The sequence below is a fragment of the Pseudonocardia terrae genome (genome assembly GCF_021343995.1).
Lineage (GTDB): Bacteria > Actinomycetota > Actinomycetes > Mycobacteriales > Pseudonocardiaceae > Pseudonocardia > Pseudonocardia terrae.
Genome location: NZ_JAJTTE010000018.1, coordinates 1 through 12,421, shown reverse-complemented (window position 1 = coordinate 12,421; position 12,421 = coordinate 1). Strand labels below are relative to the sequence as shown.

At 75.1% G+C, this 12,421-nt stretch carries 16 protein-coding genes; 7 read left to right on the top strand and 9 right to left on the bottom strand.

The annotated features are described in order from the left end of the window. Positions 1 to 5: 5 nt before the first annotated feature. The 5 genes from LWC33_RS14060 to LWC33_RS14040 are packed head-to-tail and all read right to left on the bottom strand — an operon-like array spanning position 6 to position 4,387. On the bottom strand, positions 6 to 794 hold the full coding sequence (locus LWC33_RS14060; protein WP_233304910.1) for a putative hydro-lyase: 789 nt from the start codon (positions 792 to 794) through the stop codon (positions 6 to 8). Further along, positions 791 to 1,660 (bottom strand): 5-oxoprolinase subunit C family protein, encoded by an 870-nt coding sequence (locus tag LWC33_RS14055; protein WP_233304812.1) that lies wholly within the window; start codon positions 1,658 to 1,660, stop codon positions 791 to 793. The genes LWC33_RS14060 and LWC33_RS14055 overlap by 4 nt, the downstream gene beginning before the upstream one ends. Continuing rightward, positions 1,657 to 2,283 carry a 5-oxoprolinase subunit B family protein gene (locus tag LWC33_RS14050; RefSeq protein WP_233304811.1) on the bottom strand — a complete coding sequence of 209 codons (627 nt, stop codon included), beginning with the start codon at positions 2,281 to 2,283 and terminating at the stop codon, positions 1,657 to 1,659. The genes LWC33_RS14055 and LWC33_RS14050 overlap by 4 nt, the downstream gene beginning before the upstream one ends. Further along, positions 2,280 to 3,035, bottom strand: a complete 756-nt coding sequence (locus LWC33_RS14045) for a LamB/YcsF family protein (RefSeq protein ID WP_233304810.1) — start codon at positions 3,033 to 3,035, stop codon at positions 2,280 to 2,282. Before LWC33_RS14045 ends, LWC33_RS14050 begins: the two co-directional genes overlap by 4 nt. Further along, a complete protein-coding gene (locus LWC33_RS14040; protein ID WP_233304809.1) occupies positions 3,032 to 4,387 on the bottom strand; it encodes an NRAMP family divalent metal transporter in 1,356 nt (451 codons plus the stop codon). Before LWC33_RS14040 ends, LWC33_RS14045 begins: the two co-directional genes overlap by 4 nt. Positions 4,388 to 4,404: 17 nt before the next feature. Here LWC33_RS14040 and LWC33_RS14035 point away from each other — a divergent pair, with 17 nt between their 5' ends. The 4 genes from LWC33_RS14035 to LWC33_RS14020 all read left to right on the top strand — a co-directional run bounded on the left by LWC33_RS14035 (position 4,405) and on the right by LWC33_RS14020 (position 6,434). Next, positions 4,405 to 4,620 carry a GntR family transcriptional regulator gene (locus tag LWC33_RS14035; protein ID WP_233304808.1) on the top strand — a complete coding sequence of 72 codons (216 nt, stop codon included), beginning with the start codon at positions 4,405 to 4,407 and terminating at the stop codon, positions 4,618 to 4,620. Positions 4,621 to 4,784: 164 nt separating this feature from the next. After that, a complete protein-coding gene (locus tag LWC33_RS14030; RefSeq protein WP_233304807.1) occupies positions 4,785 to 5,558 on the top strand; it encodes a sulfite exporter TauE/SafE family protein in 774 nt (257 codons plus the stop codon). A 37-nt stretch (positions 5,559 to 5,595) separates the two neighbouring features. Beyond that, the gene (locus LWC33_RS14025; RefSeq protein ID WP_233304806.1) at positions 5,596 to 5,961 is read left to right on the top strand and encodes a VOC family protein; all 366 of its coding nucleotides are present in this window, start codon (positions 5,596 to 5,598) and stop codon (positions 5,959 to 5,961) included. A 53-nt stretch (positions 5,962 to 6,014) separates the two neighbouring features. Further along, entirely contained in the window at positions 6,015 to 6,434 is a 420-nt protein-coding gene (locus tag LWC33_RS14020; RefSeq protein ID WP_233304805.1) for a hypothetical protein, read from the top strand. A 9-nt stretch (positions 6,435 to 6,443) separates the two neighbouring features. Here LWC33_RS14020 and LWC33_RS14015 read toward each other — a convergent pair whose 3' ends face one another. After that, entirely contained in the window at positions 6,444 to 7,313 is an 870-nt protein-coding gene (locus LWC33_RS14015; protein ID WP_233304804.1) for an EamA family transporter, read from the bottom strand. 3 nt (positions 7,314 to 7,316) lie between these two features. Next, positions 7,317 to 7,835 carry a MarR family winged helix-turn-helix transcriptional regulator gene (locus LWC33_RS14010; RefSeq protein WP_233304803.1) on the bottom strand — a complete coding sequence of 173 codons (519 nt, stop codon included), beginning with the start codon at positions 7,833 to 7,835 and terminating at the stop codon, positions 7,317 to 7,319. A gap of 80 nt (positions 7,836 to 7,915) precedes the next feature. Here LWC33_RS14010 and LWC33_RS14005 point away from each other — a divergent pair, with 80 nt between their 5' ends. After that, positions 7,916 to 8,695, top strand: coding sequence for an SDR family NAD(P)-dependent oxidoreductase (locus tag LWC33_RS14005; RefSeq protein ID WP_233304802.1), 780 nt, complete (start codon positions 7,916 to 7,918; stop codon positions 8,693 to 8,695). Here the strand turns inward: LWC33_RS14005 and LWC33_RS14000 are convergent. After that, entirely contained in the window at positions 8,692 to 10,110 is a 1,419-nt protein-coding gene (locus LWC33_RS14000) for a pyridoxal phosphate-dependent decarboxylase family protein (RefSeq protein ID WP_233304801.1), read from the bottom strand. The two genes, LWC33_RS14005 and LWC33_RS14000, sit on opposite strands and share 4 nt — an antisense overlap. Before the next feature lie 215 nt (positions 10,111 to 10,325). On the opposite strand from LWC33_RS14000, the gene LWC33_RS13995 reads away from it, so the two are divergent. Then, a complete protein-coding gene (locus tag LWC33_RS13995; protein ID WP_233304800.1) occupies positions 10,326 to 10,895 on the top strand; it encodes a hypothetical protein in 570 nt (189 codons plus the stop codon). Between the two features lies 1 nt (position 10,896). Here the strand turns inward: LWC33_RS13995 and LWC33_RS13990 are convergent, their stop codons facing one another. Continuing rightward, on the bottom strand, positions 10,897 to 11,958 hold the full coding sequence (locus LWC33_RS13990; protein ID WP_233304799.1) for a PIN domain-containing protein: 1,062 nt from the start codon (positions 11,956 to 11,958) through the stop codon (positions 10,897 to 10,899). Positions 11,959 to 12,234: 276 nt separating this feature from the next. On the opposite strand from LWC33_RS13990, the gene LWC33_RS13985 reads away from it, so the two are divergent. Then, positions 12,235 to 12,421 (top strand): hypothetical protein (locus tag LWC33_RS13985; protein ID WP_233304798.1); only part of this gene is annotated, 187 nt, incomplete at its 3' end.

Genomic DNA, 12,421 nt, shown 5'->3' with positions numbered 1-12,421 from the left:
GAGACCTAAGAAGCCCCGACCAGGGGCTCGGGGCCGACGAGGTAGTCCGCGTCGCGGGCGTCGGTGATCAGCATGTGGCCCGGGGCGTGCGCGATCGCGAGCGAGGGCCGGGACTCGACGACGGCGGCCTGCGGCGTGACCCCGCACCCCCAGAACACCGGGACCTCGCCCTCCCGGACGGTCACGGCGTCGCCGTAGTCCGGGGCGGCCAGGTCGGCGATGCCCAGCCCGGCGGGGTCGCCGACGTGCACCGGCGCCCCGTGCACGGACGGGTAGCGGGCGGTCACGGCGATCGCCGTGTCCACCAGGTGCTCCGGGACCGGACGCATCGAGACGACCATGGGGCCGCCGAGCGCGCCGGCGCCGCGGCACCGCCGGCCCGTCCGGTACATCGGGACGTTGCGGCCCTCCTCGACGTGCCGCACCGGGACGCCCGCGGCCAGCAGCGCCCGCTCGAAGGTGAAGCTGCAGCCCACGAGGAACGCGACGAGGTCGTCGCGCCAGAACTCGCGGGCATTAGGGGTCTCGGCGACCTGCACGCCGTCGCGGTAGACGCGGTAGAGCGGGATGTCGGTGCGGACGTCGCCGTCGAGGATCGGGCCGCCGAACTCCCCGGGCTCCAGGACGTCGAGCACCGGGCAGGGCTGTGGGTTGCGCTGCGCGAACAGCAGGAAGTCCCAGGCCAGGTCGCGGGGCAGCGCGATCAGGTTGGCCTGCGTCCAGCCGGCACACCAGCCGGCGGTCGGGGTCACGAGACCGGCGCGGAAGCGGGCGCGGGCCTCGGCGGGGGTCAGGTCCTCCACGTGTTCTCCCTGCTCAGCGTGATACGGACGGGTTGGCCGGGACGGATCTGCGCAGCACGGTCGACGTCGGCGTCGCGCAGCACGGCGATCACGGGGTAGCCACCGGTCACGGGGTGGTCGGCGAGGAAGACGACGGGCTCCCCGCCGGGCGGCAGCTGGATCGCGCCGCGGGTGAGCCCCTCGCTGGGCAGCGAGCCGGCGCCCTCCGCGACCTCCAGCGCGGCGCCCTCGAGGCGCATGCCGACGCGGTCGGTGCGGCCGGAGGCGACCCAGCGGGAGGTCGCCAGCGCCCCGGGGTCCACGGCGTGCTCGGCGTGCGGCCCGGAGATCGCCCGGAGCGTCACGAGCCCCGCGGCCGGCGGCGCGACCGGCGCGTAGTCGATCACCGGGTACGCCTCGGGTTCCGGGCCGATCGGCAGCTCGGCCCCCTTCTCCAGGGGCTCGGGGCCGATGCCGGAGAGGACGTCCGTGCTGCGCGCGCCGAGCACCGGGGGCACGGCGATCCCGCCGCGCACGCACAGGTAGGTGCGCAGGCCGGCCGGCGGCGGGCCGAGCCGCAGCTCCTGCCCGCGCCGGAGCCGGACGTGCGCCTGGTGCCCGACCGGTCGGCCGTCGACGGTCGCCGGGGCGGGGGCGCCGGTGAGCGCGACCAGCAGGTCGGTGTGGGCCCGGGCGGCGAACCCGCCGAGGAGGATCTCGACGCCGGCGGCACCCTCGTCGTTGGCCAGGAGGCGGTTGCCCAGGCACAACGACGCGCGGTCGGCCGCCCCGGACCGCCCGACGCCGATCGCGGCCAGGCCGGGCCGGCCCAGGTCCTGGACCAGGGCCTGCGGGCCGGGATCGAGGACCTCGATCACGGGGCCTCCACGAACCGCACCTCGGCGCCCGGTTGCAGCAGCGCGGGCGGGTCGCGGTCGAGGTCCCAGAGCTGCGCCTCGGTGTGCCCGATCAGCTGCCACCCGCCCGGCGACGGCCGCGGGTAGACCCCGCTGAACTCCCCGGCCAGCCCCACCGCCCCGGCCGGGACCTTCGTGCGGGCCTCCTCGCGGCGCGACACGTGCAGCCGCGGGTCGCCGCCGGAGAGATAGGCGAAGCCGGGGGCGAACCCGCCGAAGGCCACCCGCCACGGCGTTCCGGTGTGCGCGGCGACGACCTCCGCGCGGTCCAGGCCGGTCAGCCGGGCGACGTCGTCGAGGTCCGGGCCGTCGTAGACCACCGGGATCTCCACGGTCCCGGCCGGCGCACCCGCCTCGGCCGGCCGGACGTCCAGCCCGTCGACGGCCGCGCGGAGCCGCCCGAGGTCGGAGCCGGGTTCAGCGACGAGCAGCACGGTCCGGGCCGCCGGGACGACGTCGAGCACCCCGGGCAGCTCGGCCGCGCGGCAGGCGTCGGCCAGGGCGACGACCGCCGAGATGATCCCGTCGCTCTCCTCCTCGGGCTCGAGCAGGAGCGCGGCGTCGCCGTAGGGCAGGGCCCTCACACGAACCCCTTCAGCTCCACACCGGCCTTCTCCAGGCCCGCCCGCACCGCGGTGGCCATGCCGACGGCACCCGGGGAGTCGCCGTGCACGCAGGCCGACTCGGCCGAGACCCGCACGTCCGAGCCGTCGACGGCCCGCACCACGCCCTCGTCGAGCATCCGCAGCAGGCGCGCGGTGACCTCCTCGGGATCGTGCAGGACGGCGCCCTCCTCGCGGCGGGAGACCAGCGCGCCCTCCGGCGTGTAGCCCCGGTCGACGAAGAACTCGGGCACTCCGCGCAGGCCGGCCTCCTCGGCCGCACGCAGCAGCTCGGAGCCGGGCAGGCCGAGGATCGGCAGCGCGGCGTCGTACTCGGCGACCGCAGCCACCACGGCCCTCGCCTGCTCCCGGTGGTGCACCGCGGCGTTGTAGAGCGCCCCGTGCGGCTTGACGTACCGGACGGCCGTCCCGGCGACCCGGCACATCGCCTCCAGCCCGCCGATCTGGAACAGCACGTCGGCGGTGAGGTCCGCGGGCGGCACGTCGATGAACCGGCGGCCGAAGCCCGCGAGGTCGCGGTAGGCGACCTGCGCGCCCACGACCACCCCGTTCGCCGCCGCGCCCGCGACGGTCCGGCGCAGCGTCGACGGATCCCCGGCGTGGAACCCGCAGGCGACGTTCGCGCTGGTCACCAGCCCGAGCATGGCCTCGTCGTCGCCGAGCTCCCAGCGGCCGAAGGACTCGCCGAGGTCGGAGTTCAGGTCGAAGCTCATGCGAACAGGCTGCCCACCGCAGCCAGCGAGGACCAGCCGAGGTAGAGCGCGATCAGCCAGGCGAGGACGCCGATGGCCAGCAGCCAGCGCGGGTACCGGTAGCCGCCGAGCAGGTCGCGGCGCCGCCAGGCCACCCACAGCACCACGGTGAAGCCGATCGGCAGGATCAGCCCGTTGAAGGCGCCCGCGAACACCAGCAGCGTGACGGGCGCGGTCCCGATCAGCAGGTAGGCCACCGCGCTCAGCGCGATGAAGGCGACGGTCAGCAGGTTCCGGGTGCGTGGCTTCGTGCGGTCGGTGGTGAGGAAGGAGACCGACGTGTACGCCGCGCCGATGACCGAGGTGATCGCGGCTGCCCAGAGGATCACGCCGAACAGGTGCAGGCCGACCTGGCCGGCCGCGGCCCGGAAGGCGCTCGCCGACGGGTTCTCCTTCGCCAGCGCGACGCCGCCCGAGACCACGCCGAGCACCGCCAGGAACAACACGATCCGCATGACCCCGGTGACGATCACGCCGAGCACGGAGCTGCGGGTGATCGGCCCGACGTTCTCCGGCCCGGTCACCCCGGAGTCCAGCATCCGGTGCGCGCCGGCGTAGGTGATGTAGCCGCCGACGGTGCCGCCGATCAACGTGGTGATCGACAGGAAGCTGACGGTGTCCGGCAGCACGAAGCTGCGCATCGCCTGGCCGAGCGGGGGGTGCGAGACGATCGCGACGTAGGCCGTCATGCCGATCATGACGACGCCGAGCAGCACCACGATCCGGTCCAGGGCGACCCCGGCCCGCTTGCTGAGGAAGATCGCGATCGCGATCGCCGCCGAGACCGCCCCGCCGATCTTCGCGTTCGCGCCCAGCATGGCGTTGAGGCCGAGGCCCGTGCCGCCGACGTTGCCGATGTTGAAGACGAACCCGCCGATCAGCACCAGCGCCGCGAGCACCCAGCCGACGCCGGGCGCCACCCGGTTGCCCAGGTCCTGGGCCCGGCGGCCGGAGACGCCGACGACCCGCCAGACGTTCAGCTGCACGGCGACGTCGATGAGGATCGACACCAGGATCGCGAAGGCGAAGGCCGCACCGAGCTGGACGGTGAAGGTCGTGGTCTGGGTGATGAAGCCTGGGCCGATGGCGCTGGTCGCCATCAGGAACATCGCGCCGAGCAGCGCGCCGCGGCGGCCCTTCGCGACGGCGGTGGCCGGGCCCGACGCCGGGGCGCGGCCCTTCCCCCCGCCCTCCGGCCGGCTGGTGCCGGAGGCGACGCCCGGGGCGTGCGGGCCCGCGTCGACCGCCGCCGGGTCCCCGCCCGCCGCCCCGCCGTGCGTCCTGCCGTGTGACTTGCCGCCGTTCGCGCTCATGTGCCCTCCCGCCGGACATGACCGGTGGCGGTTTACCCGAGCGGGCGCTCTCCCATGCGCTCGGGGTCTCCCGGAACACGGTGCGTGAGGCCCTGTCACAGCTGGTCGCCGAGCGGGTGCTGGTCCGTGTCGCCGGCGCCGACCAGCACTTCCACCGCGCGCTCGTCGGCCTGGCCGGCAGCATCCGGCTGGACCAGCAGGCGCAGATCCGGGCGGCCTTCGCGAACCGGTGACGGCTCACATTCCGTGGAGCGCTCCAGGGTGCCTGCCGCAGGATGGAGGCTCACGGAAGGGGACCGATGACGCGCGTGCTCTCGATGGGCCGGATGAAGCCCTCACCGACCCTGGAGAACCTCGACCGGTTCCTCGCCGACGGCACCCTGGTCACGCCCGTCCCGTGAGCGTCTGGCAGCTCGGTTTCCTGTTCCTCGCCGGGATCGGCGGTGGCCTCACCGGGTCCGTCGCCGGGCTGGCCTCACTGGTGTCGTATCCGGCACTGCTCGCCGTCGGGTTGCCGCCGGTGATCGCCAACGTCACCAACACCGTCGCGATGCTCGGGACGACCGTCGGCTCGGTCGCCGGGTCCCGTCCCGAGCTCGCGGGGCAGGGCCGGACGCTGGCGCGGCTGTGCCTGCTCACCGCCGTCGGCGGGGCGGCCGGGAGCGCGCTGCTGCTGGTCACGCCGCCGGACACGTTCGAGGTGATCGTGCCGTGGCTGATCCTGCTGGCCTCGGCGCTGCTCGTCGCGGCGCCGCGGCTGCGGAGGTGGGCCCAGCGCCGCGCCGAGTCCGCCCGGCCGGGGCGCGGTGCCACTCCGCTCGGCCCGCTCACCCTGGTCGCAGCGTTCGGGGTCGCGCTCTACGGCGGCTACTTCGGGGCCGCCGCCGGCGTGATGATGCTGGCCCTGTTGTCGGTGGCGTGGTCGCAGAGCCTCGCCCGCTCCAACGCCGCCAAGAACGTCGCGACCGGGGCGGCGAACCTGGTCGCGGCGGTGGTGTTCGCGATCGTCGCCCCCGTCGACTGGGCCGCCGTCGGCGTGCTGGCCGCGGGTCTGCTCCTCGGGGCCCGCGTCGGGCCCGCGATCGTGCGGCGGGTTCCGGCCACGCCGCTGCGGATCGGCATCGCCCTCGCCGGCGTCGGGCTGGCCGTGAGCCTGTGGGTGCAGGCGTGAGCGATGACTTCCGCGCGCCGGAGCGGTCCCTCCTGGCGTGACGACGATCCAGCCGATCCTCCTGACCAGCGACCTTCCCGGGATGCTCGCCTTCTACCGCGGCCTGCTCGACGCCGAGGAGACCCAGCGGTACCCGGCGGACGGCGCGCCGTTCTTCGTCGGGCTGCGCGCAGGCGCCGCCGAGTTCGGCCTGGTCAACGACGAGAAGGCGCCCACCGGACCGGGCCCCGTCCTGCTCAGCATCGACGTCGACGACGTGCGCGCCCGCCTCGAGCGGGTCGAGGCGCTGGGCGGCACCGTGCTCGGTCCGCCGAACGACATGCCGTGGGGCCAGCGGGTGGCGCACATCCAGGACCCGGACGGCAACACGGTCAACCTCACCCAACCCGTCCCGCCCGCCTAACGGTTCCCGAGATCGGGTCGAGCCTCCCCGCACACCGAGGCGAGGAGGTCGCCGTGCGCCGCCTGACCCTGCTCCTGTCGTTCGAACCCCAGGCCGCGCCCCCGGAGGGCGAGCCGCCCGTCCTCGCGGTGAAGTCCGGCAGCGGCCGGGTGACCGTGCTCGACGGCGACCCCGGCGACGCACCCGACCTCGCCAGCTACGAGACCCGGGTGCAGCTCACCGGGCAGACCACGTTCGACGAGGTGGGGACGATGAACCTCGGCGACGGCACCCTGGACCTCACGACCATCGGGCAGGGGTCGATGGAGCCCTCGGCCGAGGGCGAGCCGGTCATGCAGGGCACGGTCGCGTGGCGGGTCGCGGGCCGGGGTCGCTACGCCGGTGCGACCGGCACGATCGTCTCCAGCTTCATCGCCGACCTGTCCACCGGCGCCGCCGTCGAGCAGCAGGTCGTGCGCCTGTTCCTGCCCTGACCGGCGCGATCAGGACAGCGCGATCAGCAGGGCGGCGGCGGTCGCCGCGAACAGGCCGAGCACCTGCCCGCGGGAGAGGCGCTCGCCGAGGACGGCGACCCCGATCGCCACCGGGACGAGAGGGTAGAGCGAGGACAGCACCACCGCGACCGTCACGAACCCGCTCTGCGCCGCCACCAGGTAGGCGGTCAGCGCCACGGCGGCGAGCACGCCGGACCCGCCGGCCGCGGCCAGCTCCCGGGCCCCGGCCCGTCGCTCGCCGTCGGCGGTCCGGCCGGGCAGGCCGCGCATCAGCGTGCAGGCCAGGACCCCGACGGCGACGAGCGCGACGACCCGGCCCGCCAGTACCGGCCAGAGCCCGGCGGCAGAGGCGGACCGGGCGAGCGCGAGGTACTGGACCGCGATCCCGACCCCGGCGACCAGCCCGTCCGCCACGGAGCCGGGCGTCGGGCCGACGTCCGTCGGCCTGCTCGAGGGCCGGGAGACCAGCCAGAGCGCGGGCAGGGCCAGCCCCACCCCGACCCAGGTCGGCCAGCCCGGCCGCTCGCCGAGCAGCGTCACGCCGACCAGCACGGGGAGGGCCACGCCGCCGACGGCGCTCACCGGGACCACGACCGACATCGCGCCCCGGCCCATGCCGCGGAACAGGAACGCCATCCCGAGCCCGGTCCCGAGGCCGGAGAGCCCACCCCACAGGAGGTCGGGCATCGCCGGCCGCGCCGGCGTCAGCAGCGGAGCGGCGACCGCCATGGCCAGCAGCCCGCCGAGCTGACCCAGGAAGGCCACGTGCACGGCCCGCATCCGCCGGGCGACGATCCCTCCGACGACGTCGGACAGCCCGTAGCTCAGCGCCGAGACCAGGGCGAGTGCGGCGCCCACCGGTCACCGCCCCCGGTCCCGTTCGGCCTGTCCGACGGGGCAGACCGCGCCGTCCGTGCACCGGGCCCGGTCGCAGAGCCGGCAGAGCACATCCGCGCTGCCGACCTCGCCGTAGAGCTGCACGAGGAGCCCTTCGAGGAGGCGGGTCAGGATCCGGCGGTCGTCCTCGCCGAGGCCGGCCAGGATCTGCTCCGTACCCGCCGCGCGGCCGGTGAGGACCTCCCGGACCGTCCGTTCGCCCGCCGCCGTGAGCGCGACCGGGACCGTCCGGCCCTCGCCGGGCCCGCGCCGCGCCAGGTCCGCCGCCTCCAGCGACATCACCATCCGCGCGGTCGCCGGCTGCGAGAGCCCCACCCGCCGGCCGAGCTCCGTCACGCTCAGCCCCGGTTCGTGGGCGAGCACGACCAGTGCTGCGGCGCCGCTCACGCTCACCCCGGCCAGCTCCCGCACCCGGGCCAGCATCAGGTCGGACAGGGCCAGGGCGGCGGCGCCGAGCAGATTGCCGAGGCGCGATTCATGCATGAGTTATGCATACCCAAGTCGTATCGCCGTACTCCTGAGCGAGCGTTCAGTTCCGCGCCGATTCCTGGTAGTCCTGATCCATGCCGCGTCTCACGAAGCTCAGCCGGTCGGTCGCCGACCGGGTCGTCCTCGTCACCGGCGCCGCGAGCGGGATGGGGCGGGCGACCGCCCACCTGCTCGCCGACGAGGGCGCGAAGGTCGGGATCGTCGACCGCGACGCCGAAGGACTCAAGGCCGTGGCCGACGAGATCCGCGGCGTCGGGGCCACCGTGCACCCGGTCGTCGCCGACGTGTCCGACCCCGCCGCACCGGCCGCCGCCGTCGCCGAGGTCCGCGAGGCGCTCGGCCCGCTCGACGGGCTGGTCAACAACGCCGGTGTCAGCATCCACCTGCCGTTCGACGACGAGGGGTTCGCCGAGGCCTGGGCGACCACCCTCGCCGTGAACCTCACCGCGCAGACCCTGTTCGCCCGGGCCGCGCTGCCCGACCTGGTCCGCAACGGCGACGGCCGCATCGTCAACATCGCCTCCACCGAGGGGCTGGGCGCGACCGCCCAGATCGCCCCGTACACCAGCTCGAAGCACGGCGTGATCGGCCTGACCCGCTCGCTCGCGGTGGAGTACGGCAAGACCGGCGTGACGGTGAACTGCGTGTGCCCGGGCCCGATCCGCACGAACATGACCGCGCGGATCCCGGACTCCGACAAGGAGATCTTCGCCCTCCGCCGCACCGCGCTGCGCCGCTACGGCGACCCGGAGGAGGTCGCGCACGTCACGGTCTCGCTGCTCATGCCCGCGTCGTCGTTCATCACCGGGGCGACGATCGTCGTCGACGGCGGGCTGACGATCCGGAACGCCTAGACACGCCGCGCGACCCGCAGCACCGCCGCGGCCGACGCGTCGACGTCGGCCTCGGTGGTGGTCGCGTTGCTGACCGCGATCCGCATGTACCGGCGACCGCGCCAGGTCGTGCCCCCCATCCAGCACGTGCCCTCGCGCTGCACGCCCTCGATCACCCGGTCCGTGCGGTCGTCGTCGCCGAACCCGGCCAGGACCTGGTTGAGGACGACCGGCGCCGGGATCTCCACCCCGATCTCCGCACCGTTCTCCGCGCCGTTCTCCGCGCCGCCCTCGGCGAGCCGGTCGGCGAACCGGCGCGCCAGCCGGCAGCAGCGCCCGACCAGCTCGGCGACGCCGTCGGCGCCCAGCTCCCGCAGCGCGGCCCACACCGCGAACCCGCGGGCGCGGCGCGAGGACTCCGGCGTCAGGTCGCCGAGCTCGGGCACCGCCGCGCCCGAGCCGGTCAGGTAGCTCGCCGTGTAGCTCAGGGCCGCGGCGTGCACCGCGGGGTGGGCGCAGATCGCGAAGCCGGAGTCGTAGGGGACGTTGAGCCACTTGTGTCCGTCGACGGCCCACGAGTCGGCGAGCTCGCGGCCGTCGACGAGGTGGGCGAGACCGGGATCGGCGGCGGCCCACAGCCCGAACGCGCCGTCGACGTGCACCCACGCTCCGTGCTCGCGGGCGAGACCGGCGGCGACGCGCAGGTCGTCGCAGGCACCGGTGTTGACGTTGCCGGCCTGCAGGCAGACGACGACCGGTTCGCCCCGCACCCCGGCGAGGACCCGGCCGAGGTCGGCGACGTCGATCGCCCCGTCCGGGCGGGCCGCCACCGGCACGACGGCGCTGCGGCCGAGGCCGAGCAGCCGCGCCGCGCGGTCGATCGTCGCATGCCGTTCCGCGCTCGCGACGAGCCGGACGCGGGGAGCCCCGGCCAGCCCGTCGGCCTCGACGTCCCATCCCGCGGCAGCGAGCACGTGGTGCCGGGCCGCGGCCAGGCCGACGGTGTTCGCCGCCTGCCCTCCGGTGACGAAGCCGACCGACGCGGTGGGCGGCAGACCCAGCAGTTCCAGCACCCAGCGACCGGCCGCCCGCTCCGCCGCGGCGGCCGCCGGGGACAGGGCGGTGGTGAAGGCGCACTGGTCCCAGCCCGCGGTCAACACCTCGGCCGCGGTCGCCGCCGGCAGCGCCCCGCCGACGACGAAGCCGAAGTAGCGCGGGCCTGCGCTGGCCGTCAGGCCCGGGCCCGCCGCGGCGACCAGGGCGTCGACCACCGCGCCCGGGGCGGTTCCGGTGCGCGGGAGCGGCCCGCCGAAGGCCTCGTCGAGCTCCTCCGGTCCGGCGGACGCGGCCACCGGCCGCGCGGGGAGCGAGGCGCGGAAGGCCGCCGCGGCGTCGGCGGCGCGGTGCAGCGCGTCCGCGAGCCCGTCGTCCTCCACGGGCGGATCGTCGCACGGCCGCTCGCCCGCTCGTCGACGAACCTGAGAACGGGACCCCCTCGTCCGGCTGAGCCAGCTGCTCCCCGCGGAGCAACCCGCGCCCGCTCGCCTCGCCGTGGGCGCGGATCGGCGGCAGGGAGGCAACCTCCCCTTCAGGTCGCGCGTCCTCCGTCGTGCCGGGCCCTACCGTCTCCGCCGAGACGAGAGGAGCCCCGATGGGCCGCACGCACCTGATCCTGGTCGGCTTGGCCGCCGCCGGGACCCTCGCCCTGAGCGCCTGCGGTTCCGGGGCGCAGGACGAGCCGACCGCCCCCCAGGCGCAGAGCCAGCAGATGCCGATGCAGGGCCACGACGTGTCGTCCATGCAGGGCATGCAGGGCATGAGCGGTGACATGGCGGGCATGCACCACGGCGACGGCGGCGTCGAGCTGTGGGCCGTGCAGAGCGGGCCGCTCGGCACGGTCGTCACCGACGCGGCGGGGCACGTGATGCACCGCTTCGACGGCGACTCCGCCTCCCCGTCGGCGACGACCTGCACCGAGGACTGCGCCGCCGAGTGGCCGCCGGTCCTGCTCCCCGACGGGCAGCAGCCCGAACTGATGGGCGTCGACTCGACCAAGGTCGGCACGGTCACACGGGAGGACGGCAGCAAGCAGGTCACCCTCGCCGGCTGGCCGCTGTACCGCTACGCCGGCGACGACGGCAGCCTCACCACCACCGCGGGGCAGGGCACCGGCGGCACGTGGTTCGCCGTGGCGCCCGACGGCTCCAAGGCCGCCACCTGATCTACCGAGGCACCGAGAGGACGTAGTCGCCCAGGTCGTCGTCGCGCTCCATCTCGACGAGGCCGCGGGCGCGGGCGGCGCGGACGAAGGTCAGGAAGCCGTTGAAGCCGTAGCGCTTCTCGCTGAAGTCCGGCCGCCGCTTGCGTAGCTGGTTCTTCAGCCCGGAGAGCTGCGGCCGGCCCAGCTCGCGGACGACCTCGACGAGCAGGCCGAACGCGTCGTCGTCGGGGCGGGGTTCCGGGAAGGTCACCGTCGGGTCGCCCTGGGCGGACCCCTCGCCGAGCTCGACCGTCCTCTCCTCCTGGAGGTGGCGGAGCAACTCGCCGAAGCCGCGGTAGCCCCAGTCCGCCTCGTCGAACGTGGGGTCCTTGCGGAGGATCGCCCGCTTGAGCCGCGAGGCGAGGACCGGTCCGTCGGTGTGCCGCTGCAGGCCGGCGAGGGTGCTGGCCACGAGCTTGCCGACGTCGTCGCGCTCGTCGTCCTCGGCGGGCGCCGCCTCCTCCGGTTCCGGCTCGGGTGCCGGCGCGGGATCGGGCTCGACGACGACGGCCCGGCGGCTCGACCGGCGCGGCGCCGGCTTGGGTTCGACGCCGGGGAGCCGGTCGTAGAACAGGAACTCGTCGCAGGCGGGCGGCAGCAGCCGCGACGTCGACGACTCCACGCCGATCCCGATCACGCGCTTGTCCATCTCGCGGAGCTTGTGGACGAGCGGGGTGAAGTCGGAGTCGCCGGTGCCGATGGCGAACGTGGTGATGAAGCCGCGCTCGTAGGCCAGCTCGATCGCGTCGACGGCGAGCTTGATGTCCGCGGCGTTCTTGCGGGTCACCCCGAGCCGCTGCGGGATCTCGATCAGCTCCACCTGCTGCCGGGCGAGCAGCCTGCGGTCCTCGTCGAAGGCCGACCAGTCCGCGTACGCCCGGCGGGCCACGACCCGACCGCGCTCCGCCAGCGCGTCCGCCACCGGGCCCAGGTCGAAGGGCGCCACGCCCAGCCCGTCCCGCGCGCCGATCGCGAGGTTCTCGTAGTCGAGGAACAGCGCGATCCGCTCGTCGTCGTTCTCCACCGGGCGGAGCCTAATGAGATCGAGGGTGTGCCACGTCCTGGGCGACGCGGCGCGCCAGAGGGACGGGCCGGAGCCGTGCGGGGGGACGCACACCCTCGATCACACTCGGCCATCCAGGTGGGACGGGCACGTTCGTGGGGAGCGGTGAGTGAAGTGCGATGAACGGTCACAGGCCTTGGAGTGGGCACTGTGATGGGACGCCGACGGAGCGGCTGACGGTCGCTGACCTGCGTCGATCGACCTTCCTTCGAACTGGTGTTCGACTACGATCAGGGCATGGACGCAGGTCCGGTCGGCACCGCGCGCGAACGCCTCCAGCAGGCCATCGCGCAGCTGGTCGACGCCGCCGGACCCACCGCCGCGGCCGACGAGGTCCTCGATGGGCTGCGTGCCTTCGAAGAGGCCCGCCGGGCGCTGGACCGGGCGATGGTCGAGGCCACCGCGGATCTGCAGCGGCGCGGGG